19 protein-coding genes and 1 pseudogene are annotated in these 24,652 nt (G+C 43.7%); 11 read left to right on the top strand and 9 right to left on the bottom strand.

Features of this window, described 5'->3' with window-relative positions:
* Positions 1-272 precede the first annotated feature (272 nt).
* The 3 genes from QUB37_RS13460 to QUB37_RS13450 all read left to right on the top strand — a co-directional run bounded on the left by QUB37_RS13460 (position 273) and on the right by QUB37_RS13450 (position 4,042).
* The gene (locus QUB37_RS13460) at positions 273-2,819 is read left to right on the top strand and encodes an ATP-binding protein (RefSeq protein ID WP_333162682.1); all 2,547 of its coding nucleotides are present in this window, start codon (positions 273-275) and stop codon (positions 2,817-2,819) included.
* Between the two features lie 107 nt (positions 2,820-2,926).
* On the top strand, positions 2,927-3,211 hold the full coding sequence (locus QUB37_RS13455) for a four helix bundle protein (protein WP_333162680.1): 285 nt from the start codon (positions 2,927-2,929) through the stop codon (positions 3,209-3,211).
* Positions 3,212-3,364: 153 nt separating this feature from the next.
* On the top strand, positions 3,365-4,042 hold the full coding sequence (locus QUB37_RS13450) for an N-acetylmannosamine-6-phosphate 2-epimerase (protein WP_333162678.1): 678 nt from the start codon (positions 3,365-3,367) through the stop codon (positions 4,040-4,042).
* 181 nt (positions 4,043-4,223) lie between these two features.
* Here the strand turns inward: QUB37_RS13450 and QUB37_RS13445 are convergent, their stop codons facing one another.
* Positions 4,224-4,583, bottom strand: coding sequence for a phage holin family protein (locus tag QUB37_RS13445; RefSeq protein ID WP_333162676.1), 360 nt, complete (start codon positions 4,581-4,583; stop codon positions 4,224-4,226).
* 224 nt (positions 4,584-4,807) lie between these two features.
* Between QUB37_RS13445 and mrdA the strand changes: the two genes are divergently transcribed.
* Entirely contained in the window at positions 4,808-6,622 is a 1,815-nt protein-coding gene (gene mrdA / locus QUB37_RS13440; RefSeq protein ID WP_333162674.1) for a penicillin-binding protein 2, read from the top strand.
* A gap of 110 nt (positions 6,623-6,732) precedes the next feature.
* On the opposite strand, the gene QUB37_RS13435 is transcribed toward mrdA, so the two are convergent.
* Both QUB37_RS13435 and QUB37_RS13430 read right to left on the bottom strand, forming a co-directional pair.
* Positions 6,733-7,473 carry a Uma2 family endonuclease gene (locus QUB37_RS13435; RefSeq protein ID WP_333162671.1) on the bottom strand — a complete coding sequence of 247 codons (741 nt, stop codon included), beginning with the start codon at positions 7,471-7,473 and terminating at the stop codon, positions 6,733-6,735.
* A gap of 309 nt (positions 7,474-7,782) precedes the next feature.
* Positions 7,783-8,814, bottom strand: a complete 1,032-nt coding sequence (locus QUB37_RS13430) for a hypothetical protein (protein WP_333162669.1) — start codon at positions 8,812-8,814, stop codon at positions 7,783-7,785.
* A 102-nt stretch (positions 8,815-8,916) separates the two neighbouring features.
* Here QUB37_RS13430 and QUB37_RS13425 point away from each other — a divergent pair, with 102 nt between their 5' ends.
* Together QUB37_RS13425 and QUB37_RS13420 are read left to right on the top strand one after the other, a co-directional pair.
* A complete protein-coding gene (locus QUB37_RS13425) occupies positions 8,917-9,852 on the top strand; it encodes a metallophosphoesterase (protein ID WP_333162667.1) in 936 nt (311 codons plus the stop codon).
* Between the two features lie 27 nt (positions 9,853-9,879).
* Positions 9,880-10,362: a PD-(D/E)XK nuclease superfamily protein gene (locus QUB37_RS13420; RefSeq protein WP_333162665.1), complete on the top strand. Its 483-nt coding sequence runs from the start codon at positions 9,880-9,882 to the stop codon at positions 10,360-10,362.
* An 88-nt stretch (positions 10,363-10,450) separates the two neighbouring features.
* Here QUB37_RS13420 and QUB37_RS13415 read toward each other — a convergent pair whose 3' ends face one another.
* Positions 10,451-11,326: a DNA adenine methylase gene (locus QUB37_RS13415; protein WP_333162663.1), complete on the bottom strand. Its 876-nt coding sequence runs from the start codon at positions 11,324-11,326 to the stop codon at positions 10,451-10,453.
* A gap of 274 nt (positions 11,327-11,600) precedes the next feature.
* Here QUB37_RS13415 and QUB37_RS13410 point away from each other — a divergent pair, with 274 nt between their 5' ends.
* The 3 genes from QUB37_RS13410 (at position 11,601) to QUB37_RS13400 (ending at position 13,397) form a co-directional block, all read left to right on the top strand.
* The gene (locus QUB37_RS13410; protein ID WP_333083642.1) at positions 11,601-11,804 is read left to right on the top strand and encodes a DUF751 family protein; all 204 of its coding nucleotides are present in this window, start codon (positions 11,601-11,603) and stop codon (positions 11,802-11,804) included.
* A gap of 343 nt (positions 11,805-12,147) precedes the next feature.
* Complete coding sequence (locus QUB37_RS13405) at positions 12,148-12,540, top strand: PadR family transcriptional regulator (RefSeq protein ID WP_333162661.1); 393 nt, start codon at positions 12,148-12,150, stop codon at positions 12,538-12,540.
* A 323-nt stretch (positions 12,541-12,863) separates the two neighbouring features.
* Positions 12,864-13,397: a cofactor assembly of complex C subunit B gene (locus QUB37_RS13400; protein WP_333162659.1), complete on the top strand. Its 534-nt coding sequence runs from the start codon at positions 12,864-12,866 to the stop codon at positions 13,395-13,397.
* Positions 13,398-13,722: 325 nt separating this feature from the next.
* Here QUB37_RS13400 and QUB37_RS13395 read toward each other — a convergent pair whose 3' ends face one another.
* The gene (locus QUB37_RS13395) at positions 13,723-14,046 is read right to left on the bottom strand and encodes a DUF3155 domain-containing protein (protein ID WP_015176770.1); all 324 of its coding nucleotides are present in this window, start codon (positions 14,044-14,046) and stop codon (positions 13,723-13,725) included.
* A gap of 106 nt (positions 14,047-14,152) precedes the next feature.
* The gene (locus QUB37_RS13390) at positions 14,153-14,287 is read right to left on the bottom strand and encodes a hypothetical protein (RefSeq protein ID WP_333162657.1); all 135 of its coding nucleotides are present in this window, start codon (positions 14,285-14,287) and stop codon (positions 14,153-14,155) included.
* Positions 14,288-14,441: 154 nt separating this feature from the next.
* Between QUB37_RS13390 and QUB37_RS13385 the strand changes: the two genes are divergently transcribed.
* Positions 14,442-15,827 (top strand): GAF domain-containing sensor histidine kinase, encoded by a 1,386-nt coding sequence (locus QUB37_RS13385; protein WP_333162655.1) that lies wholly within the window; start codon positions 14,442-14,444, stop codon positions 15,825-15,827.
* A gap of 28 nt (positions 15,828-15,855) precedes the next feature.
* The gene (locus QUB37_RS13380; protein ID WP_333162653.1) at positions 15,856-16,548 is read left to right on the top strand and encodes a hypothetical protein; all 693 of its coding nucleotides are present in this window, start codon (positions 15,856-15,858) and stop codon (positions 16,546-16,548) included.
* A 17-nt stretch (positions 16,549-16,565) separates the two neighbouring features.
* Here the strand turns inward: QUB37_RS13380 and QUB37_RS13375 are convergent.
* The 3 genes and pseudogenes from QUB37_RS13375 to QUB37_RS13365 all read right to left on the bottom strand — a co-directional run.
* Positions 16,566-16,812: pseudogene (locus tag QUB37_RS13375) on the bottom strand (hypothetical protein); the annotation flags it as partial.
* Between the two features lie 360 nt (positions 16,813-17,172).
* Complete coding sequence (locus QUB37_RS13370) at positions 17,173-18,708, bottom strand: ATP-binding protein (RefSeq protein WP_333162651.1); 1,536 nt, start codon at positions 18,706-18,708, stop codon at positions 17,173-17,175.
* 176 nt (positions 18,709-18,884) lie between these two features.
* Positions 18,885-24,188: an ATP-binding sensor histidine kinase gene (locus tag QUB37_RS13365; RefSeq protein WP_333162649.1), complete on the bottom strand. Its 5,304-nt coding sequence runs from the start codon at positions 24,186-24,188 to the stop codon at positions 18,885-18,887.
* Between the last annotated feature and the right edge of the window lie 464 nt (positions 24,189-24,652).

The following is a 24,652-nucleotide window of genomic DNA, read 5'->3' as shown; positions in this document are numbered from 1 at the left end:
ATTCATTCCTTCGCAGACTCAGGACCCAGAAATAAAAAACCTGTATCCGATGAAACTTTCCCCCCGAATTTATCTGTCGGCTCAATGCTTCAATCTCAAATCTAAAATCTCAAATCTCAAATCGATTGACCCCGAGGCCTTCTATTACCTACTTTCTGACTACTGTCATCTCAAGTCTGTTGGATGAGCGGCCTCTGCTTTGCCCCAGGTTCCGTCCTCACCACAGGGGCACTCATATTTTGTTCTTTAAAACAACCGGGAAAATATCTAGATTGAAACCAAAAACCTTAAATCGGACTTTGCCGCTAGCAACCTTTGAGGCTGCTTACCAGTTGTTACAGCAAATGGCTGAAATCCCAGGGGCGATTTGGCTCACCGACGATGCGATCGCGGATTCTCAAAATGTGGAAAATTCGTCGGAAAGGTTTGCAGCAGTGGTATCAGAGCATTTTAGCGCGCTGCTGCGGGGCAATCTATTAGATGAGTTCGCAACCAACGGACACAAACACAGCGAAAAAAATCTCCATTCGCAATTGAATGTGCAGTTGACTTTCGACCCCGGGGCGATCGCCAATTTCCTGTCTCCTCTCGCAGACAAACTCGCAGAAATAATGCCCGCACCCTCGTGGCAAATTGACATTCGCGCCCTCAAACAAGCAATTACAAATATACAGCCCAACTCGGCAGTTATTCAAAGCGAATTCACCCTAAATTTGCTGGATATTCTCGCTACTAATGCCAGCCAAAATAATCGCCTGCCCATACACAGCCAAACAGAAATAGAGGAAAAATCAGCGCCCAAAGTTATAGATCCAGAAACGCTACAGAGCCAGATTGCCGAAGCCGTCAATCAATTACAAATTGCCAGTCCCTGCATTTCATTTTGTCAGCCAGTAGAAGATGCTTTGCAGCAGCAGCTTGAACAAGAGCGACTTTTGAATCAGGTCACAACTCAAATCCGCCAGAGTTTGGAATTGCCTGTAATTTTGTCAAAAGCAGTTGAGCAAGTGCGAGAGTTTTTGGAGGTCGATCGCCTGTTAATTTATCAATTTGAAAAAGTGCCAGCGCCGCACAATGGCGAGTTAGCTAAAGAAATACCGACAGCGGTTTCTGGGTCTGGCGAAATCCAAGAAAATTCCTGGTCTTACTTGTATTTAGGTCGCGTCACCTACGAAGCTTTAGCCAACGATACTATCTCGTCTGTACTCAATTTTAGTGAAAGCGCGCAGTGTTTTACCAATGGAGTCATTGACCGAGAGAAATATCGCAAAGGCTTGGCTTTGTGCGTCGCGGATGTGGAAACAACTTACTCTTCGCACCCTTGTTTTTTAGAGTTGATGCGGCGGGCGAAGGTGCGGGCGAAGTTGCTAGTGCCGATCGTAGTTCAAGACGACTTGTGGGGGCTGCTAATTGCCCACCAGTGTACTTTTCGGGAGTGGGAAGAAAGCAAAAAAACATTTTTGCGGCAAATAGCAGAACATTTGGCGATCGCCATTTACCAAGCCGAACTTTATGCACAAGTCCAGCAGCAAAAGCGCACCTCAGAACAGCGCGTAATAGAGCGCACGCAAGAACTGCGCGATGCCCTGGTTGCGGCCCAGTCTGCCAGCCTCGCCAAGAGCGAATTTTTGGCAGCTATGAGCCATGAATTGCGGACTCCTCTCACTTGCGTCATCGGCATTTCCGACACGCTGCTGCGGTGGTCTTACGGCAAAGTTGGCAGTAAAGAAGTGCCAGTGCAAAAGCAGCGGCAGTACCTGCAAACTATCCGAGACAGTGGCGACCACTTATTAGAATTAATTAACGATATTTTAGATTTATCGCAAGTAGAAGCGGGAAAAGCAATATTAAAAATTAGTGAATTTTCAATTTCTAAATTAGCTTCTCAGAGCCTGCACGCTCTCAAAGAAAAAGCGGCGGCTAAAGGCGTGGAACTGCTGCAAGAACAGCGGATACAACAAGAGTGCGATCGCTTCATCGCTGACCCACGCCGCTTGAGACAAATTCTCTTCAATCTTTTAGGAAATGCGATTAAGTTTACTCCCAAAGGCGGGCGAGTCATCTTGCGAGTTTGGGTGACAGAAGATAAAAATCGAACGCCGGCAGTGCGACAGCCCGGTACTGCACCTGCGGGCAGTACCGCTGTTTTTCAAATCAAAGATACCGGCATTGGAATTCCCGAAAATCAGCGATCGCTTTTGTTTCAAAAATTCCAGCAGTTGGATTCCCCCTACCGCCGCGAATACGGCGGCACCGGTCTGGGATTGGCTTTAACTAAACAGTTAGTAGAGCTTCACGGCGGCGCGATCGAAGTCAATTCTAAAGTTGATGTCGGCTCTACTTTTACCGTTTTTATACCCATCCAAACTCTAACCAAAGATGAATCCACAAAATTCACCTATGAAAAATCCAATTCATCTTTACCGCTGCATTATTCTTCGCGGGGCAACCTCGTACTCGTGGAAGAAGATGAAGAAACTGCCATGCTGATTTGTGATATCCTGACAGCAGCAGGACTGCAAGTGGTGTGGATGATTGAAGGTTCGGCGGCGGTGGAACAAATTGAACTTTTGCAGCCGAATGCTGTGATTGTCGATATGCGTTTGCCCGGTATGAATGGCTGCGAAATAATTCACCAACTGCGTCAAAAACCCGCTACTGAAAATATTAAAATTCTAGCTTTAAGCGCTAATGAAATTCCCCCAGATCAGATATCTTTCGTGACGGCGGGAGCTAACGATTGTTTGGCTAAACCGATTCATCCTGAGCAACTGCTTGACAAAATTATTTCTTTAATGGCCGGGATTGGTAATGGGTAATTGGGCATGGGGGCATTGGGCATGGGGCATTGGGCATTGGGCATGGGGCATGGGGCATTGGGCATTGGGCATGGGGCATTTAATATAATTCAGTTTTTGAGGCAATTATGGGAAGACCTGATTTTGAGGAATTAGAGGTTTATAAGTTCGCGGAAAGTGTGGCGAATCAGATTTGGGAAATTGTTAAAAAATGGGATTACTTCACAAAATATACGATGGGTAAACAGATCGTTCGGTCTGCTGATAGTGTCTGTGCTAATATTGCTGAAGGAAGAGGTCGTTATAATGACCAAGATAATCGGCGTTTTGTAAAAATTGCGAGAGGCTCTTTGTACGAAACAGTAAACTGGTTAAGATTAGCCTACGCTAGACAACTTATCACAAGCGAATAAGTCAGCAAATTTAAACCAATTGTCGATAAATCACTACCAAAAATTAATGCTTATTTGAGTTCAATAGGGCACAGGGAATAAATTACAAAAAAGCCCGATGCCCGATGCCCGATGCCCGATGCCCGATGCCCAATTCCCCATCCGCAATTCCCCATGATTAATTGTCAAATTCCTACAGGATTAATTGTTTCTTGTCAAGCACCTGTTGATTCGCCACTGCACGATCCGATCGTAATTGCGGCAATGGCTAGAACCGCCATCAATCGAGGTGCATCGGGCGTGCGGATTGACACTCCGGCTCACATTGCAGCGGTGCGAAAACAGATATCCGCTCCCATAATTGGGATTTGGAAGCAGCAATTGCCGGGATGCGAGATTTACATTACTCCTCGGTTTGAAGACGCGCGGGCGATCGCCGCTTCTGGAGCCGATATTATCGCCGTTGATGCTACTCTGAGAAACCGTCCTGCTGGAGGCGAAGACTTAAAGACATTAATCGCCCAAATTCACAGCGAATTGGGCAAATTAGTGATGGCGGATGTAGATACAATAGAAGCTGCGATCGCGGCAACCGAAGCTGGTGCAGATACTGTAGCAACTACTCTTTTTGGCTATACTGCCCAGACGGAAAATTTCTCGCCGCCGGGATTTGATTTGCTTGCGGAAATGGTAGAAAAGCTTAAGGTTCCCGTTATCTGCGAAGGTGGGATATCGGGGCCGGAAATGGCTAAAAAAGCCTTGGATTTAGGAGCGGCGGCTGTTGTTGTCGGGACAGATATTACTGGGATTGATCTTAAGGTGACAGCCTATAAGTCGCTGATGGGGAAGTAAGAAGGAAGAAGGAAGAAGGAAGAAGGAAGAAGGAAGAAGGAAGAGGGAATAGGGAAGATGGGAGAAGGAAGATGGGAGAAGAAATATTCGGCGATTGAAATCGCTTGTAGAGAAACAAAACGCGCAAGGTAAGGGTGGGGAATATCGGGCGATTTCAATCGCCCTTTATCAGGGGAAGTTGCTAAATCAGTGCGCCGTTGATAAAGCTGCTAACTACAGCCAAGGCGATCGCCCCCTGTACCGCGCTCCAGAGGCCCATCCGCAAACTAAATCCTTCAACTAACTTCGCAGCCGAGGAAAAAATAATCACGTTCATTACAAAAGCAAACAGGCCCGAAAGCAACCCCAGCGTCAGTAGGTTCGGCACGAAAAAAACTGCTTTCAGAATTGGCAAAATTAAAACATTCAACATTCCCAAAGCCACAGCAGAAATTACTGCTTTCGGGGTGCTGTCAATTTCTACGCCGATCGGCAGTTGAGAAATGAGTAGCAAGCTGCTACCCGTCACCAGCCAAGCAATCAAAAAATCGATCGGTTCCACAGCGCCCCTACCTCTTTAACAGTTGAATTGTCAGAAAAACCTGATATTTAACATACAGCTTATATACCTTAATCAAACAATCCCGCTGATCCGTCTGCCAATCGACAGAATTCATACCTGTTACTAAAGAGTTAGAAGTTATAATCCCTGTAATCATCTGCCAAATCATCCGGATGGGAACCGTATCAACCTGTTAGTTGAATAAAAAGAGCAGATTAATTAATATGGCTGGCGATTTTTCTTTTAACTCTAAAATCCGATTCGACAAAAATGGCTTGGACAATGCTTCACGGCAACGCAGCCGATCGCTCCAAGTTATGATTTTTATGCTGTTCGTCACTACCTTGGTGACGCTACCAATATTTCGTCTAGCCGAATTGCAACTGGTACAGGGAGCCTACAACCGACAGCGGGCGGAAAATAACCGCATTCGCCCTGTGTCAGTCGCAGCGAATCGCGGTCAAATTTTAGACCGCAACGGCAAAATATTTGCGGCCAACCGCGTATCTCGATCGGTCTATGTGTGGCCAAAAGAGCGATCGGCCAAGGAGTGGCAAGAGATCGCCGCTACACTAGGCCCGATCGTCAAACTTCCCGCAGCCGAAATTGTCAAAAAAATCGATGCCGCTGGCTACAGATCAGCCCTGCCGGTGCGAATTAGTAAGGATATTGATGTCGGTACTTTCGTCGCTTTGGGAGAACAAAGTAATGCTTTGCGGGGAGTTGAAATTCGCGTAGAATCGAGCCGAGACAATCCCAACCAGCAATTAGCAGCTCACCTTTTGGGATACGTCGGCGAAGCTAGTTTAGATCAATTAAAAGCTAATCCTGCATATCCGATGGGAATGATCGTCGGTCAAATGGGAGTTGAAAAATTAGCCAATTCAACTTTAGAGGGCGTTTGGGGAAACCGTTTAATCGAGGTAAATGCTAAAGGCGAAGAAATCCAAGATTTAGGTGTAAAAGACCCTATTCCCGGCAAACCGGTGCAGCTAACTTTAGATTTAGATATGCAGAAAACTGCGGAAAAAGCTTTGGGCGATCGTCTGGGTGCAGTTGTGGCGATCGACGTAAAAACCGGAGCTCTTTTAACAATGGCTAGTTGGCCGACATTTGACCCCAATATTTTCACCCGCAAGGTGACTCAAACAGAATGGGATCGGCTGCAAGGGCCAGAAAAACCGTTTTTAAATCGAGCCGTTCAAGGTTATCCAGTCGGTAGCACTTTTAAAATTGTCACTGCTATAGCGGGGATGGAGTCGGGCAAGTTTTCTCCTGACTCGACTTTGGCCACTTCTTCTTCAATTAACATCGGCGGAATTTCTTTTAACGAACACAGCGGCGGTTACGGCGTTATCGGCTTCCGCGATGCTTTAGCCTACAGCAGCAATACGTTTTTCTATCAAGTAGGTATGGCTGCAGGCCCCGAACAAATGGCGAAATGGGCTAAAGCGATGGGCATTGGCGGTACTATTAATTTAGACCTTTTGGGCTTGGAATCCGCCAATCACGGTCAAGTTCCGATCCCAGCAGAGAAACAGAAAATGTATGGGGAAGATTGGTATGTTGGCGATACAGTAACAATGTCGATTGGTCAAGGTTTGGTACTTTGTACTCCCTTAGAATTGGCTGTGATGGTGTCAACTGTTGCTAATGGCGGTTATCGAGTTCAGCCGCATTTATTGGCTTCTCAAACCAACACTCCTATTACCAAAAAAGTTCCCACAGGTATTAAGCCTGCAACTTTGAATGTTGTTCGCCAGGGATTGATTGACGTGGTGAAAAAAGGTACTGGCAAACGCATGAATGATGGTACTATTCCTTTAAGTGCTGGTAAGACTGGGACGGTGGAAATGCCCGGTCATCCTGACAATTCTATGTTTGTGGGTTTTGCTCCTGCTGACAAACCGGAAGTTGCGATCGCAGTTATAGTTGAAGGCGGCGGATTTGGTTCTGTATCGGCGGCACCAATTGCTCAAGAGGTATTTAGAACCTATTTCCAAAAGCAGGGCTTTAAGCCTACTAATAAGCCTCTCTAGTCATTAGTTAATAGTTGACGGTTGACTGTTGACGGTTGACTGTTGACTGTTCTCATTTTGTCCCATACTTCGATCGCACTATTCTTGATATCTGGGAAAAGTGCGATCGATCAAAAGTTTTCCCCTACCAATCGTCTCACTTCCACGGTTGATAAATTCATCATTTGCGCTACCTGTTCCAGACTCATTCCAGAATTTAAGAGTTGAGTTACGAGCTGGCGCAATGTTGACTCCGCAGCCAGTCGTCCCAGGTTTTCTTCCTTATGAGTCTTCAAAAACTCACCCGTTTCAGGAACTCTAAACCTCAATTCTCCTGAAATTAGATGCAATTCCAGTCCCAGCACTTCACTGAACAACCACAGCGTATCGAAATCGATATTGTTGGCTGCAATCGGCTCGTAATGATTGTTTATTAGACGTACTCCCTGTAAAATCGGATTTAGGTAATCTCCCGACGGATCGTACTGAAAGTATTCCCTAACTCCCAAAGTCCGATAAATTTCCGGTTTGGTTTCTTGGTCTTTCGTCTGAGTTGTTTCCGAAGTAATTTCTAGGACAAAATCTGGAGTAATTCCGCCTTCTTCCCAAACTTTATAATTATCCCTTTTGCGGTTGGCAACTCCAAACACCACATAAATATCGGGAGCAACAACCGCTTGGTTATTCCCTTGTTCATAATAAATGAAAGAATTGGCTGACACGTAAACATCAGAACGTTCTTGAAAGTAAAGCTTGACAGCTTCAACACTGTAAGTCATGTAATCGCGCGTGATGTCCCTTTCAGCCATCGGCTCTCCGTCGCTGCTGGGATATTCAATTTCTAGTTGTTCGACTTGAGTTAAAATTGTCATTTTTCAATTTTCCTCAAAGTTAATTAATTTAATGTCGGGTAAATAAGCGTTCTAAGGTTTCTAGTGAGAACTTCATTGTTAGTAGTTTTATGAGAAATGAATTCCTGACTACAAACCTATTTAATTGTGGTCGTGACCGCTGACATGAGATGATTTAATGCTAGCATTCTGTCGGTATTTTTAAAAGTTAGAGATTCCTCAAAAAAATCAACAGCCGTAAGGTACGCAGGGAATACGCTACATAATTATGTTATGCGTCCTGGACTTTAAGGCTGGTAAGATGGTGTACAGATACAGACTATTTAAATTCTAATTAATCCCTCTGTCTAAAATAATCATTTCCGAACCAACAACCGGACTTCTAGCTATTAATTTCCCTTCCATATTCGCAATTTCTAACTTGCTGAAATCGAGCGAGTTAGCCTCCTTCCACATCTTTGTTGCGAGTTGATTTTGCTCAACTACACTGAGTTTGTACCAATCTTCAGCGACTTTTACTGTCAAAATGCTGCTGGAAAAATTAGCTTGAACAGACTCAACTAAACCGCCGCCCAGTCGATTCTTAATGTCAGTAACTTGATTTTGAATCGTAGCAATCAGAGACTGTTCCGGCGTAAGCGGTGGCGGTGGGATAATTTCTACTGGTTGCGGTTTTTCCGGCGCAACTAAATCGGGCAACTTGCTTTTGAATTTAGCAGAGATTGGCTCAGACGGTACGATCGCCTCTGGGGATTTCGGCGTTCCCGATGCCATAAAATCATCAAAAGTTTGCGGCGACTGCTGCGCTGCTGGCAAAGGCACTTTTGCTACTTTCTCCGGCGGTTTTGGGGAGAAACTGTTGAAAGTTAAACCGACTACAACGATCAGAGTTGCTGCTATGGCGGCGTTTAAAATTGGATCGGACAGCTTCTGGTTCGTAGATGGTGGCAGTAGCGATCGCACTAGCCGCAAAATACTTTGCCAAAGTACACCGACGTTCTGTAAAAAGCTCCCTTCCCTGCCTTGGGATACAGGCTTTTTATCAACTTTTACAGCAACTTTTGGTCGCACGCTGTTAACTTCCGCAGCGACAGCGGGAGGAGTTACTGTTGCTGAGTCAGAAGCGATGGGCGCGATCGGCTTTTCTTGCTGCAACGAGGGTTCGGCTGGTACTTTTTTGCCTTTTTTTCCCAAATTCCCAATCGATGCCATCAAAGTTTTGATTCTCTGATTTTTGGGAACCGCGCTACTGGCATTTTGAGTTTTGCTGCCAGTGGGGGCAGACTTTGCAGCCGAATCAACCTCCGGTGTCGGAGATTGAGATGGTTCTGGAGTTGACTGGTTTAGTTGTTCTTCTGACATTTTCTCTGCCTTGGGGCGTTGCAAATATATCTAAACGAGATAAATTTTAGTTGAGTCATCTCAACCTTAATTTATCATTTAATTAGTTGTAACCGAACCAAAATGAGCATCAAACGTCGTCACTTTCTAATTTTAGGCAGTCTCAGCAGCTTAGGTTTTGCCGCAGTCTCGAAAATTATTCAGCTTCGGACTTCCTCCGGTAGAGACACCAATGCTGCTGTGCCTTCTAATGTTGAGGCAGAAAGGGCGATCGTCCCTTTGCCGGCCTCACCGCCTATTTTACGCTTTATTTCGGTGGCCGACACCGGTACCGGCGCTGAAGGTCAGTATGCTGTGGCTGAGGCGATGGCGCAATATCACCGGGAAAACCCTTTTAATGTTGCTGTTCTCGCCGGCGACAATATCTACAATAACGGCGAAATTGAAAAAATTAATGCTGTTTTCGAGCGGCCTTATCAGCCATTATTACAGCAAGATGTAAAATTTTATGCTTGTCTGGGAAATCACGATATCCGCACTGCTAACGGCGATCCGCAAGTTAAATATGCGGGTTTTAATATGCAAGGTCGCTACTATACTTTTCGGCGCGATCCCGTACAGTTTTTTGCTTTAGATACCAATCGCAATGCCGATTGGAAAAATCAGCTTGTGTGGCTGGAAAAAGAGTTGAGTCAGAGCACCGCACCTTGGAAAGTTGTGTTCGGTCACCACCCGATTTATTCCTCTGGGGTGTACGGAGTGAGTCAATCTTTTATTAAGACTTTGACGCCTTTGTTTCAAAAGTACGGCGTGCAGCTTTATATCAACGGACACGAGCACAGTTACGAACGCACTCGCTCGATTAACGGTACGACTTATTTAATTTGTGGGGCCGGCGCGGGCACTCGTCCGGTGGGGCGTTCTGAGTGGACAGAGTATTCTGCTAGCCGCCTGAGTTTTGCGACGTTTGATGTCTATGAAGACCGGATGTTTGTCAGTTCTATCGGTACTGACAAACGGGTTTTTGACAGGGGAGCGATCGAAGTGCGATCGGCTTAATTCAGATTATATTCAGGAGCCAACAAAATGAATAGGGGTTGTAGAGCCAATAAAACTGGTTTTGTTTTAGAAACAACTGTAGAAGGTACGTTGAGAGGCCACGGATATCTCGAAATATGTCCCCAGTTGCCGAAAAAGCGCAAGCGAGATTGGCTCTTGATCTCTACGGAAAATCCCAAGCGATATGCTAAACAGGTTTATATCGGGTATAGCATTTATGAAACTGAAATAAATGTCGATTTTTATATTGTTAATTCCGGTTTGTTTCCTCTAGGTCTAATTGTTGAGTGCAAGTGGCAAGAAGACAAAGGTTCAGTAGATGAGAAGTATCCTTACCTAAATTTAAATATTAAAAATTGTTATCGGGTGCCAACTATTGTTATAGTGGGTGGGGACGGTATGAGGCAAGGTTCGATCGACTGGTTTAAAAAACAAATTCCTGACAATCAAAATCTGTTGGCAGTCCACAAGCTCGAAGGTTTCATTACCTGGGCCAACAAATATCTGTAACAGGACTTAGGGAACTTTCCTGCGTGTGGGGCAACCACGTATTGATCCTACGAAATATGCTTAATTAGAGACTTTGCGTAAGTAAGACTTAAAATGAACGTATTAATAATTCCGTAATTTTTCCGCGCTTAAAACTATTAGAATTAATTCCCCTAGATGCTGATATTTCAAGGAGTTTTGGCAGAGATTTATTTGGAAAAACTTGAGTATCGCTGTAGATTTTTTCGATAAAATCGCAGTTTGAATTAGACAGCATAACTTTCACGCCCCGTTCTGCAAGTTCTGCAAAAACATCTCTCAGTTTAAGCTGTTCCGATTCTTTGAAATTATCCCGGCTGTAAGTCGTGAAGTTACTGGTGGCACTGAGTGGATAATAAGGCGGGTCAAAATAAACAAAGTCTTCGCTGCTGGTAGCAAAATCCAAAATTTCATCGAATTTTCGGACTTCAATTTGAGCGGGAGCGAGTAAAGATGAGACCGATCGTAGTAAATCTGCTTGACAAATATTAGGGTTTTTGTATCGACCTATGGGAACATTAAATTCGCCTTTTGAGTTTTCTCTGTAGAGGCCGTTGTAACAAGTTTTATTTAGGTAAATCAGGCGTGCTGCTTTTTCTGTATCTGTTGTGTAGGAGCGCGATCGCACCGAGTAATAATAATCTTTATTGTTCTTGCTGTGTTCTGACTGGTGAGCGAACAAAAGCTCAATTAGCTCCTCAACTTTATCCCTGACACAGCGATAAGCATTAATTAACTCAGGATTAATATCTGTTAAAACAGCTTGCAAACCAGGGTGCTGCTGTGCTAAGTAAAAAAATACAGCTCCGCCACCCAAAAAAGGCTCGTAGTAAGTTGTGAACTTTTCAGGAAAATAAGGTTGATATTGTCCAATCAACCTAGTTTTGCCTCCTGCCCATTTCAGAAACGGACGTGGCAAGACGAAAGAAGGTGCGGCAGCAGACATTTATCTAGAAATAACGGCCCTATAATATTTATCACAACTAGAACTCAATAGACATACTTCTGAAGTTCTTACCGGAGGTCGCGTGGCATTAAACAGACAGTGCCGCAGCGATCGGCGAAAAGTTTTCGTTAGAATTATATATGTCAGCCTGGCCGGCAAAAATGCCCGATCGCCCGATCGGCAGATTTAGCTCCGGCTGTGCCAAAATTGTCTAACTCGCTCACAAGTGTTACCAGCCAAAGATTTTGCTGTGACACTTTACCCCACCAAGCTCATGCAAGATTTTATTAATAACGTCTCTCGCTACCCGCGCTTTTTCATTACGATATGTCTGGGAATTTTCTTTTTCCTGTTCGAGCGACTCAAACCCCTGCTCGATCGACCGACAAGTGCGATCGCCCTGATTAGTTCGATTGTAGCGACTTTTGTCTTTCTAACTTTTACACTGCGGGCTATGTTAGGCCTGAGTTCGGTTTAAAGCCAAGCTAGAACGCAAACATCAACGGCAAATTCAGTTACAACACTAACTCCCAAAGTAACTGCCAACTCTTGCAGGCGATCGCACACTTGACAATAGTCGCTGCGATAGATTGGAAGAGGAAAAAAATTGCGCTAGTTACGCCAGTGCTCCTTAACCAAGGGGCAGGCAAACATTACCGAAGTGCAGGACAAGCGTTTGGGGCTATCAACATTGACTGGGGAAATACTGCACCTCTGTTTCCCCCGTGTCCCACTTAATCATTAGGAAGCGGCACACCCCGCCCCGCTTTCCTCTCCCGTTAACCTGACGGTATCACGAGAGTTTCCAGCGGACAAGACAGATGAAGTTTGAACATATCTATCAATTTTTTCAAGACCCCCCTCCTGTTTATCTAAACAAGGAACTAGCTGTGTGCTACATTCTCTCCGTGTTATTGCGCGGAGATTCCTACGGGACAGAACTGATTGGCCAACTAGAGAGGGAATTCCCCATCTACCGACTTTCTGATACCGTTCTCTACAGCGCTTTGAAATTCCTCGAAGATGAAGCCGTAATCACCGGTTACTGGAAAAAAGTAGAAGGACGCGGCCGCCCCCGTCGGATGTATCAAATCCTCCCTGAGTGGCGGCACCAAGCTCAAGACCTCGCTCGTCTCTGGCACGAGTACATTGGTCAGGGAAACGGCGCGTCAGAGCGTCGAGCCCGCTCCTTGGAAACTGGTCAGACGGGTTAACCGAGTTGGAATCGGATGCCTAAACCCTGGAGATGCTGGCGCTACTTGCAAAGCGATTTGCCTGTCCGAAGCCTTCGCTTTGCTCGATCGCCCGCCGCACAGCGATTAAAGCAGCTACACTACGTCAGGACTTACGCATTGTCACTTGAGAATTAGCGATGATGGCGAGATATGGGAATTGGGTGATGGAGAGCAAAACGGCTTGCAGAAGAAGCTTTCTGCGAATCTTGGTAAAAAAGTGTCTGCGTAGGTCCTCGATCGCTTTCGTATGTCAAGTTCTGTAAAGTAATAGTAGATCATTTCAATTACACAAACTTCTACCGATGGATACTGCTGTTCTTCCTTCTACCTTTGTGCTAACGCTACTGCTGGCTGTTGGCTTGTTTTTCTTCATCAAGGCTTCAGTCAAAGATCGAATCGAACAAGTCAAGCTGGCTTCCGAGAGCGCCCAAGAGTCACTGTTAACCGAGTTACAACAGTATTTTGCCCAGAGAGCTTACCGAGTTGCAGCCATCGATGCCCCCAACTATAAAGTCACGTTTGAGGGTTTTGTCAGGCCGAGTTGGTTTCTGGCTATTTTTCTAACCCTGCTGAGTGCAGGTGGCACTCTGTGCTTGGGGCTGGTTTTGGGAATGCTAGTTCCTCAGCAGGGTCAAATTTTCCTAGCTTTGGTACTGCTGTCCCCGCTGGCGGGGGTATTTTACTGGAAAAAAGCTGGACGCTCTGAGCAAGTCTCCCTCAAACTCGAATCAGTTGCTGAGTCGGGAAGCCATACCAAGAGCTTTGTTACTGTCAGAGCTCACCGTGATGAACTAGCAGCCATGCAAAAAGCTTTAGATTTGAAACCGATAGATTAAAAGTTTGACGCGGAACGTTTTTTGATATGCTAGATGCCGTAGTTAGACTTCTAGCTGACAAACCGATGACTCAAGAGCGGCTCTCTCGTTGGCTCTTTTTTGATTGACAAAACAGTCAAAAAAAACCATTATCCTGAAAGTGCCAATTGTGGCGATCGCCCTTGGGCTGCGATCACGCCTGTTGCGATGGCTCCTTATACCCTAATTTCTAAGGACTTTTCGCATAAATTTCAGTTGGCACTCTCCAGACAATGAGAACTCTCGCGCTTTGGTTAAAAGACTTAGAAAAACATTGCTGTCAATGTTTTGAGCTAAACATTTTGAGCTATGCGCGGCCCGCTGACACCACAGGAATTTTTTCTGTGGTAGCTTCCAGCATCACCTTTAAGCTGGGAAACAAGAAATGGTTCTCTTCTACGTATTGGGCTCCAAATAAACCTTTTTCAGCCCAGAAGTATCTGTCAGTGGTATGCTCGTTACGCTTGACTAACAGCAAAGCTGGGGGAGCAATGCCTTCTGCATGGATGAACTTGCGAGCCGCTGTTACGGGTTTATCTTCGCCGCTCTCGATGCTATATTGAGGCACACACTCTAAAATTCTGCGTCCTTCTTGTCGGCGGCGACTCTTGCGTTTGCGTCTCCTGGCCAATTTCTTTACCTCCTCTGTGAGCAGACAGTATGAGCAGACAGGTTGTAATGATAGCTACCAAATCCGAGGCCAGTATATCCGTTCTAGCTCCAAAAATCAACTGTTTTTAATATATCGACATAATCTTAACATTCGTGCCGATCGACAAAAGTGTAGCGGTTGTGGTATGGTTGGCCGCAAGTTCCGGCAAGAGCCAAGCTTGGGGATCGGTGGAAGCTGCGCCGACGGCGATGCGGGGCAATTTTGGTTCATGAAAGCCCCATGCCTTTAACCTAGCTGCCTTCTATCAAAGGGAATAAATCAGAAATCGAGAAGTCTCTCATCAGTAATCGGTCGCCAATCATTTGTAATTTACTTAGAATTCCGTTAGATATCTTAATGTGGCGCTCATGTTAATGCCAGCCAGTTCAGAATTTGTCAAACTTTGCCGCTCGCAGGTAGCCATCGCCGTTAGTTTGGGAGCGAAATTCAGCGCGGTATACCTGACACAAGAGTTGGTAGAAGGCAGCGAAGCAAAGTTGGTGCCGATCGCAGTTTACCCAGAAACCTCAGCCGAATCGGAAGAAAATCAGGGGTTGAGGTTCCAATCTTCCGAAAGCTCGACAGTAAAACCGGTACCGCGACTGCTGGCGCCGCCTGTTGAGGTGGAAGAATCAACGGTAGGGGCGATCGCTCCCGAACCGCTTCCGGGTAATGAGCGCAGTTCCCATCAGTGCCAAGGCCCGGAGAATGTGTGGCAGCAACGCAGGCAAATTGTGACGCCTCTGATACACGAGGGAGCTGTAATGGGACTCCTAGTCAGCGGTCGGCAAGACAGGCCTTGGAACGAGCCAGAAGAGGCTCAAATACAACAAATTGCTCGCACCTTAGCCCTAGCCTGCATTTTAGACCAGCGATCGCAGTGGATGCAGCAGGAATTGGGTACGAGTCGGCAAATCCAGGCTCAGGTTTACGACACGATGCACAATTTGCTGCATCAGTTCAAAAGTCCGCTGACAGCGTTGCGAACTTTTGGCAAGCTGTTAGCGCGGCGGCTGGTACCGGAAGACAAAAACCGCAATGTGGCTTTTAGTATTGTCCGAGAGAGCGATCGGCTGCAAGAGTTGCTCGGCCAGTTCGATCGAACTGTTGACACCGGCGAAGCACATATAAAACTGCCATCGCGCACTTCAGAAAAAGCAATGTCCAATGTGGAATCAATCCGGCATTCTCCTCTGTCGCTGTCACCTGCGGTCAATTTGGAGGAATCCTGTTTTGTTACAGAAGTCTTAAAACCGCTGTTAACTTCCGCTGAGGCGATCGCATCTGAAAGGAATCTGAAATTGGTAGCCGACATGGAGGCGGATTTGCCACCAGTCTGGGCCAACGATCGAGCTTTGCGCGAGGTTTTGAGCAATTTAATTGACAATGCTTTGAAATATACCCCGGCCGGCCGCCAAATTTATATTAAAGTAAGGTACAAAGCAGCGGATGGCGATCGGGCAGGATACAGCCAATTGCCTGCCATAGCAGTTGCCGTCAGCGACACAGGTTCCGGCATTCCTCCCCAGGATTTAGAGCATTTATTTGAGCGGCACTACCGGGGAGAAAAAGCGCAGACAGAAATTCCGGGTACAGGATTGGGTTTGGCGATCGCCCGCGATTTAGTCCGCCAAATGCAAGGAGAAATAGAAGTATTTTCCCCAGTCAATCCTGAATGGCTACCCTTTGCAGAAACTAATTTATTATATCCAACGGATCGTGGCACTACCTTTGTGGTTTGGCTACCAGTGAATAATTAACGAACTCCATTGCTGAGAGACATTTTTTATGAAACATCTGCCTTTATTCGATAAAATTCCCAAGTTATCAAATTCTTTAAAAGTTTTCAAGAAACACTTTTTGGGTGTACCCCTTTTAGCTTTTTTTAACATTCTGACTATTGTGATTTTGGGCGGGCTGAGCGTATATGCCAAATTTAACAACAAGGGACGCGGAGTTGAACGCCTATTTAGCGATCCTTTTAATTTCTGGCTCCCTTATGAAGGAATTCTAACCGGACTTTCCGAAGTTATCGGGTGTCTCCCAGTCGCAATTTGTGCATTTACTTTCGGAGTGTTGCGCCAAAAAGATCCGGGTAGTAGAGCGACGATATTCTTATTTTTTAGTGCTTTACTCCTGGGAGTTTTTTACCTGGATGACAGGTTTCGGATGACTTTGATTATGTCTCGGTTGGGAATATCTAAGAAATTAATTTATTTGTGTTATGGTAGTGCAGTTTTCCTTTACGGAGTTAAGTTTTGGCGATACATCAACACTACTCCTTACCTGCCATTAGTTGGAGCATTCATCTTGTTTGCTATCTCGCGGTTGGAGGATATTGTAAACACTCCAAATCAAGGACTACACGCGATTTTAGAAGATGGCACTAAATTATTAGGTCTAGTGAATTTAGCCCTGTATTTTTGGTACGTCTGTCATCATGAAGTTTGGCGGCATTTCCAGCAAAGCGAAAAGCGTTGATCGCCTCGATGGTATTACTACAAAAAAAGCCGTTGCTTAATTAGGGTATCACTAAGCAACGCAGGCGATCGCATAAAACCCAAATAATTTCTTTGATTGTGAGATGGCATGGGAAAATTAGCAAATTTTAGATAGTAAATTAATAATCGAAGAGAATGTCTGATCAACTTGTTGTCTGATTTAGAATAACAAAAAGTTTTTCGTTTCAAACGAGCTATCAGGATGTATTAATCTTGTATTTTCGCGCTCAACTCTTGTCCTATATATACAGCATATTCCATGTAGATGTAGATCGCGATCAACCGGGTTTCGAGCAACAGAATCAGTAATGATGCGAGAACTCTAAAAAAAACCGTGAGAGCGCGGTGCAGCTTTAGACACGGCAATGCCAATCCCCTACGGGGATTGAGCCCATCAGGGGTTTACTTCATAAACCTGTAATCTGCTCTAAGTTAGAAGAATATGGCTAAAGCCGCAGCGCCTATCCCGAACCCAGAAGGGGGGGACTTGCTGCGGGGAAAAATTCTGTCATAATTCCGATTAATGAGCAATTACCAATTAGCAATTACCCTGTTCTCATGCAACTGAAAAACAGTATATGATCAATTCAGCCCGATGAGTTTTCTAGGCATTCGCTACGGTGGCGATCTTAGTGGCTCTACAGATAGTCGGCAGATCAATAATAAACTGCGTTCCCTGCTCTGGCGTAGAAATACACTCCAATTGACCGCAGTGTTTTTCTATCAGAATTTTTCTGCTGATGGACAATCCCATGCCTGTACCTTTTCCTATAGGCTTAGTAGTAAAAAAGGGAGTGAAAAGTTTAGCACGAACTGTTTCTGTCATGCCCACACCATTATCAGAAATTGTTACCAGGATGTGGGAAGCCGAGCTACTGTTGTCATGCGAATTGCCGGGTACAACTTCAGTCCGAATCAAAATCTGGGGGTTAAAAACTGCACCATCTTCTCTACTTAGCCGCTCTTCTAAAGCATCTATAGCATTCGCTAAAAGGTTCATAAACACCTGATTGAGCTGACCGGCATAACAGTTCACAAGCGGCAATGCACCATAGTCTTTTATCACATTGATAGCAGGGCGATCAGACTTAGCCTTTAGTCGGTGCTGTAAGATCATCAAAGTGCTATTAATGCCTTCGTGGATATCTACTGATTTAATTTCAGTTTCATCCAACCGAGAAAAATTGCGTAGAGAGTGAACAATATTGCGAATGCGTTCGATCCCTAACTGCATGGAAGAAAGCAATTTTGGTAAATCATCTATGATAAATGGCAACTCTGCATCTTCTATTTCATGGATAATTTCTGCTTCTGGTTGCGGGTAATGCCTTTGATAAAGATTCAACATATTAATGAGTTCTTTAATATAGTCGTTGGCGTGGGACAGATTGCCATAAATAAAGTTAACCGGATTATTGATTTCATGAGCTACACCTGCAACTAATTGACCGAGACTAGACATTTTTTCACTTTGAACTAGCTGGAGTTGTGTTTCTTGGAGTTCTTTGACAAAATGCTCTAAGGCAACAGATTTTTGGTGTTCTTTTTCTTCACTGATACGGAGTGCTTTCTCTACTTGTTCGCGCCGCTCTATTTCAGACAGCAAATTCTGGCTTAGAGAAAAACTTCTCAAAGCTGTTAGCATGGTAGTGTATAGCTTTGATGTCGTTAATTCAGTTTTAGTTTTATAGTCATTAATATCGTAATTGATAATAATGCTTTTTTCAGGTACTTGTCCGGGTTGACCCGTGCGTAAAATAATTCGCACTAACTGATTGCCTAAAACTTCTCGGACATATTTAACAAAGTTTAAGCCAGCATCATCTGTTTCCATAATTACATCAAGTAAGATGATGGCAACATCAGGATTTTCTTGGATTAGCTGTTTAGCTTCACGAGCGGAGTAAGCATTAATGAAAGTTAAAGATTTATTTTCAAAAACAAACTTCCTTAGTGAAATTTCGGTAGCGGTGTGAACTTGAGCCTCATCATCTACAACTAAAATTTTCCAGCTTTCACTCAGTTTTTCTTCTGGGGTTTCATCTGCAAACAATATCTCGTCATCCGAGTCGATTACTTCGGCAAAGTATACTGTTTCTGGAGATGGTTGAGTTAACAAATCGTCAAAATCATTTTTCATTGCTGTACACCTTTATTTTTTACTAATGTTTAGGTTTGAAGTTAGAAAACCTGTTAAGAAAAAGGCAGAAGGGAGAAGAGTTACACAGCAACCTTTTCAGTCATCCTTATTTTATTTTTAATACGGTGGACTTACTTAGTTATCTTGGTTACACAATCGGAATTGGAACTCTACATTTATGAATCAATTTGCATGGGTAATTTAATAATAAACTTGGTTCCTCTTCCCACCTCACTTAGACATTCAATTTCACCTTTGAGTTTTTGCGTGACTAAATTGTAGACAATATGTAAGCCTAACCCACTGCCACCTTGACCACGCTTAGTGGTAAAGAATGGCTCAAAAATTTTACTTAAGTTTTCTGGGGGAATACCTTTACCTTCATCGGCGTATTCAAACCTTAGCCGATTACCTTCTTGCTCCCAAGCAAAGATTAGTTCCCCAGAAATCCCTGGTTCGTAGGCATGAATCAGAGAATTGATTAGCAAGTTTGTCACAACTTGGGACAATGCTCCTGGATAAGAATCTATAGCAATTTTGCTATCTCCCTTAATTTTAAGCGAATGTTGGCTATTTTTCAACTTTGGTTTTAATTGTAATAAAATTTCATCAAGATAAGGTCGGATCTGGAAAGTACGCCGTTCTTCGCTAGAGCGATCTACTGCTACTTGCTTAAAGCTTTGAATCAAGGCTGCAGCCCGATCTAGGTTAATTAGAAGTGCCTTACTGCTTTGGGTAGCAATATCGACAAACTCTTCTAAATCCGAGCGCTTCATTTTGCCACTTTTATAAATAGATGCAAATTCTGTAGTATTTTCTGCCAAAGCTGAAGCAACAGTGACACCCACTCCGATGGGAGTATTAATTTCATGGGCAACACCAGCAACTAATCCTCCCAGAGATGCCATTTTTTCAGATTCGACTAGCTGAGTTTGGGTGGCTTTTAAAGCCTCTAGGGTGTTCGATAATTGTTGAGTACGATCGCTCACTAATTGCTCTAAGTTTTGATTAAAATCCTGTAAATTTTTGTAAAGTTGAGCATTCTCAATAGAAATAGCAATTTGGGCAGATAAAAGTTTTAACAATTCTAGACGATCAGTAGTAAAAGCCCCTTCAGTCAGGTTATTTTCCAAATAAAGAAGGCCAGTCAGCTTACCTTGGTGCAGCAGAGGAGTGCAAAGAATAGACTTCGGTTGAGTAGCCGCAATATAAGGATCGCGGGTAAACTGTCCCTCTTGAGAGGCATTATTTAACACCACATTTTCCTGAGTGCGAATCACATAATTGGCGATCGCACAAGCCAGCAAAGGAGTTCCCCCAGAAGCTGCTATCGGATTGAGAGGAAGCGATTGCAGCACACTAACTTCATCCTCCTGCACCGAACCTTCCGCCTCTAGCGCCCAGTTTCCCGCTTTTTCTAAAATCAAAAAACCTTTTTGCGCCCCCGCATTCTCGATCGCAATTTTCATCAATCTTTCCAGCAACCTACTCAAAACAATTTCACCCGAAATCGCGAAAGAAGCTTTCATCACCGTAGCTAAATCTAGCGTCTCTCCCAAATTGTTGCTAGTAGTCGCCGTCGTAGTTCGGTTAACCTTTGTTTGAGTAGTCGTCTTCCCTGAAGTTCTCGCGATTAATTGGGGATACTTCTCCTCTAAATTTTCAACTTTACGTTTAGCACCCCAGTATTGGTAGCCATAATGGGCTTTAGTCAAGTAGATTTGGGCAAAATCTTCTTTATCTTTCCCCAACCAGAACTTAGCAGCAAGAAACGCCGCCAGCGCTTCATTCTGAATAAAATCACCCTCTCTAGCCTCGGCTATCGCGCGATCGTACAAATCCATCGCCTCCAAATCTCCACCTGAAATTCTCGCCATTTCTGCCGCCACCAGCCAGAACTTATGTGCAAAACTTTCCGAGCAGTTATCCGCCCAAACTTTGATTTGTTTCTGATTAGCTTCTAATTGCTGCCAGTAATCTTGTCGCTCCGATTCAGAAACCTCTGAATACAGAGCCGTTAAAATCAGACAACGGTAAAAATAATGGTGAGCACTAGAAATATGACCCATCAAATAATCGATCAGCTCTGCCGCGCGATCAGATGCTTCTAGCGCCTCACTATACTGTTCGTAAAGATAGAAAGTCTGCGCCTTTAAAACATAAAACTCGCACAACGCCGCCATACTTTTACGGTCACCAAAATTTCCTAAATGCTCTTTTTCGCTAATTTCATCCTCTTCGCCCATCAAATTCAAAATTGCTATCTTATTAGCAATAATAATATCAATCGCCCAGAAGTTTTTAGTTTGCTCGCAAAAATGGAGCGACTTGCCAATATCTTCCAAGAGATTATTCAAATTCATGCCCTGGAAGAAATAGGTAATAGTTTGAAACATCCGGTTATAACCCGTCCATTGCAAATTGCCCGATTGCAAGCCAACTTTATAACCTTCGTTATTAATTTCCGCCGTAGTTTTGAGCGGTCTCACCCAGCAGTTTAAGTAATTGGCAAAAATCACGCTATCTTGGCAGTTTTGAGACAAGTTATTTGAATTTTCGCTCAGAGTCAGAGCGAGTCTGCCAAACTCATAAGCCGATTGGTAATCCCCTAAAATTGAATTCAGGATAATTCCATAACATGAATAGCAGTAAGACCCTCCCGCTACAAAACCGTACTTGAGAGAAAGGTTAATCGCTTTGATTACAGTCAACTTCCACAGTTCTTGAGATGAAAAGAACGTTAGCGGTCCCATGTTGCCCAATAATTTCATAGCCATTTGTTGAGCAGGATCTTGCATTTTTTCGGCATGAATTAATGAAGCAATTTCTTGGTTTGCCAAGTTGGCTTTAGCTGCCGCCATTTCCGCATTAACCGCCTCGCTTAAATTATCTTCAGCCAAGTCTATGCCCAGCAAGTGAAGGGCTTTTAATCCCGATTGAACTGCTGCTTCATATTTACTCAGCAGAGTGTACTGCACGATCAAAATGTTGTATAGTTCGGCTTTTTCTAGCTCAGATTTTGCCTGGATAAATGCCACTTCTATTAAAGCTTCTGATTCTTCAAAATTGCCGTTTAAATATTCGGCTTCTGCCAGCTCCTTATAAAAGGTAAAAGCTAGTTCGTAGGAGTCTTGCCAAATATCGCCCGGTAAAATTTCTCGACCGAATTTTAAGTAGTCTCTGGCAGCAGCATAAGCCGTTGCATCTTTGGCTTTGCGAGCTGCTGTTAAATTTAAAATAGCTAGTTCAATTTTCTCGTGATCATCAATGATTAAAGTCCGACCCGAATTCAAATGATCAGCAATTTCAAAAATTCTTTCGGCTCGTCGCTCAGGAGAAATATTTGCCAGTAACAGACGACCAATTTGTAGGTGAATTGCGGTTTGCAGTTTTGAGTCAATCAATGCGTAACCGGACTGCTGCACGCGGTCATGCAAAAATTTATAAGTAGTAATTACTAAGTCTGAGTTAATTATTTCTGATTCGCTAGCACCTAACTCAGAAGTAGCTAAGATTAATCCCTCTTGGATGGCGGGCAATAGTTCTTGAAAGGTGGTTCCCCACGATTTTTCGTTAATAATTGAAAGAGTATTTAAGTCAAAACTATTACCCACGCAAGCAGCCAAACGCAACACTTGCTGAGTTGATGCGGGCAGTCTTTTCAATTTTCCTAGCATCAATTCAATGACGTTATCAGTAATACCTACTGATTCAATTTCTGATATATTCCAATCCCAGTTTCTTTTTTGAAAGTTGAATTTCAGCAGGTTTTCTTGATAGAGAGTTTTGAGAAACTGATTGACAAAAAAAGGATTACCTTGAGTTTTATCGAGAACTAACTCGGCGAGGGGGAGGGCTGATTTTTGGTCTTTACGTAGGGTATCACTAATTAAGTTAACTATGTGGTGAAGGTGTAAGGGAGCTAAAGTAATTCGCTCGATTCTTGCACCTTGATTTTGCAGCTCGTCCAAAGTCATCATTAAAGGATGAGATGGGTTAACTTCGTTGTCTCGATAAGCACCAATTAGAAATAGATAGTTGGTTTGCTCATCTGCTATCATTACTTGTAGCAATTTCAATGTGGCGGCATCAGCCCATTGTAAATCGTCGAGAAAGATGACTAAGGGATAGTCAACTGAACAAAAGACGCGGATGAATTTTTGAAATACTAAATTAAAGCGGTTTTGTGCTTCTGTAGCGCCTAGTTCTTGTACGGCGGGCTGTTGGCCAATGATTAATTCTACTTCAGGAATGACATCGACAATGATTTGACTATTAGCGCCAACGGCTGCTAATATTTTTTCTTTCCAGGTATTGAGTTGATTTTCGCTTTCTGTTAAGAGTTGCTTGACTAATGATTGAAAGGCTTTGACAACGGCGGCGTAAGGGATATTTCGTTGAAATTGGTCGAATTTTCCGGCTATAAAATAACCTCTGGCTTTAGTAATTGGTTTATAAACTTCTTGTACTAAGGCGGATTTTCCAATGCCAGAGTAACCGGATACTAGCATCATTTCGGTGCTGCCTCTGCTGACTCGCTCAAATGCTGCTAATAAGGTTTCAACTTCTGTTTCTCTCCCGTAGAGTTTTTGAGGTATCTGAAACTTATCTGTAATATCTTTTTGGGCGATCGCAAAATCAGCAATTCCTCCCGTATTTTTTAATTGTTCTAGGCATTCTTCTAAGTCAGCGATAATTCCCCAAGGGCTTTGATATCTGGCTTCAGCGGTTTTCGCTAATAGCTTCATCACAATATCAGAAACAGCTTTAGGAATTTCTCGATTGATTTGATGGAGCGGTACTGCTTGTTTAGCAATGTGACAGTGGATTAATTCCATTGCATCGCTGTAATCCCAGGGCAATTGCCGCGTTAGCAGTTCGTAAAAAGTGACTCCTAATGAGTAAAAATCAGTGCGGTAGTCGATCGCTCTGTTCATTCTGCCTGTTTGTTCCGGCGATATATAGCTAAGAGTGCCTTCTAAAACATTAGGATTTTTTAGGGTAGGATTTTCGCGCTTTAAAACAGTAGAGATGCCAAAATCTATAATTTGAACTCGCCCTGTGGTTGAGTTAATAATAATATTGCTGGGATTGATATCTTTATGAATAATTTTATGTCGATGAATTTCACCTAAAGCCCTGGTTATTTTAATAGCTGTTAATAAAAACTCTTCTAAGGTAAGTTGGTGAGAAGCCAATAAGAGCTTTAATGAGTCTCCACCACAATCCTCGAAAATGATAGCCAAACTGTTATGGTATCTTTCTAAGCTGTAGGTTTTAGGCACACTTTCTAGGTGAAGATTGTGTGTAATTTCGTATTCCTGCTTGTATCTGACTAACGAAGCTGGCATCGGATAATCTTGTTTGAGAAATTTGAGAATTACCGGTTGGTTGTCTTGCTTTCTCAGTCCCCGGTAAACTATAGAATTATTACTTTCATGGATCTGGTTGGTAATGTCGTAGCCCGGTAAGTTAATCATTCTTACAGCCTCTTGTCAGTATTAATACTCAATTATTAGTTTAAAAATTGTTAATTAATTAAGTAGATGTATCCTCTAATACATAATATTATCTGAAAAATTAAGAAAAACTTAAGTTTCAAAAGAAAAGTTATTTTTTATTAACATATCTTCAAAATAAGACGGCTAAACATTCGGGTCAGGAGTACGATCGCTCCACAGTTTCCTGCAAAATCCGGCAAAACAGAGTGAAGTGCGATCGCCCTTAGTCTTCATAGGAGATTTGGGCGTTGCATAATTAGAGTATAAATAGGGCGAATCACCATGCAATCAAAGCGAGTGCAAATTAACCCATATCCGTAAAAACACTAAGAAAAAAGGAAAACAGAACCACATTTGTGTCAAATGCGATGTCAATTTATCGCTGATGATGAGCCCCACGCCTTATTACAGCGAGAGTGTGAAACCCGAATGCCTAAAAATGT

The organism is Microcoleus sp. AT3-A2 (assembly GCF_036705685.1).
Taxonomy (GTDB): Bacteria; Cyanobacteriota; Cyanobacteriia; order Cyanobacteriales; family Microcoleaceae; genus Microcoleus.
Note: the sequence above shows the minus strand (reverse complement) of the source record. Positions and strands in the feature narration are given on the sequence as shown.

Bases quoted from the DNA above. Each gene is read 5' to 3' on its own strand.
- QUB37_RS13455 (WP_333162680.1), top strand. From the start codon at position 2,927: ATGGGAAGACCTGATTTTGAGGAATTAGAGGTTTATAAGTTCGCGGAA.
- QUB37_RS13450 (WP_333162678.1), top strand. From the start codon at position 3,365: ATGATTAATTGTCAAATTCCTACAGGATTAATTGTTTCTTGTCAAGCA.
- mrdA (WP_333162674.1), top strand. From the start codon at position 4,808: ATGGCTGGCGATTTTTCTTTTAACTCTAAAATCCGATTCGACAAAAAT.
- QUB37_RS13435 (WP_333162671.1), bottom strand. From the start codon at position 7,473: ATGACAATTTTAACTCAAGTCGAACAACTAGAAATTGAATATCCCAGC.
- QUB37_RS13430 (WP_333162669.1), bottom strand. From the start codon at position 8,814: ATGTCAGAAGAACAACTAAACCAGTCAACTCCAGAACCATCTCAATCT.
- QUB37_RS13425 (WP_333162667.1), top strand. From the start codon at position 8,917: ATGAGCATCAAACGTCGTCACTTTCTAATTTTAGGCAGTCTCAGCAGC.
- QUB37_RS13420 (WP_333162665.1), top strand. From the start codon at position 9,880: ATGAATAGGGGTTGTAGAGCCAATAAAACTGGTTTTGTTTTAGAAACA.
- QUB37_RS13415 (WP_333162663.1), bottom strand. From the start codon at position 11,326: ATGTCTGCTGCCGCACCTTCTTTCGTCTTGCCACGTCCGTTTCTGAAA.
- QUB37_RS13410 (WP_333083642.1), top strand. From the start codon at position 11,601: ATGCAAGATTTTATTAATAACGTCTCTCGCTACCCGCGCTTTTTCATT.
- QUB37_RS13405 (WP_333162661.1), top strand. From the start codon at position 12,148: ATGAAGTTTGAACATATCTATCAATTTTTTCAAGACCCCCCTCCTGTT.
- QUB37_RS13400 (WP_333162659.1), top strand. From the start codon at position 12,864: ATGGATACTGCTGTTCTTCCTTCTACCTTTGTGCTAACGCTACTGCTG.
- QUB37_RS13385 (WP_333162655.1), top strand. From the start codon at position 14,442: ATGCCAGCCAGTTCAGAATTTGTCAAACTTTGCCGCTCGCAGGTAGCC.
- QUB37_RS13380 (WP_333162653.1), top strand. From the start codon at position 15,856: ATGAAACATCTGCCTTTATTCGATAAAATTCCCAAGTTATCAAATTCT.
- QUB37_RS13370 (WP_333162651.1), bottom strand. From the start codon at position 18,708: ATGAAAAATGATTTTGACGATTTGTTAACTCAACCATCTCCAGAAACA.
- QUB37_RS13365 (WP_333162649.1), bottom strand. From the start codon at position 24,188: ATGATTAACTTACCGGGCTACGACATTACCAACCAGATCCATGAAAGT.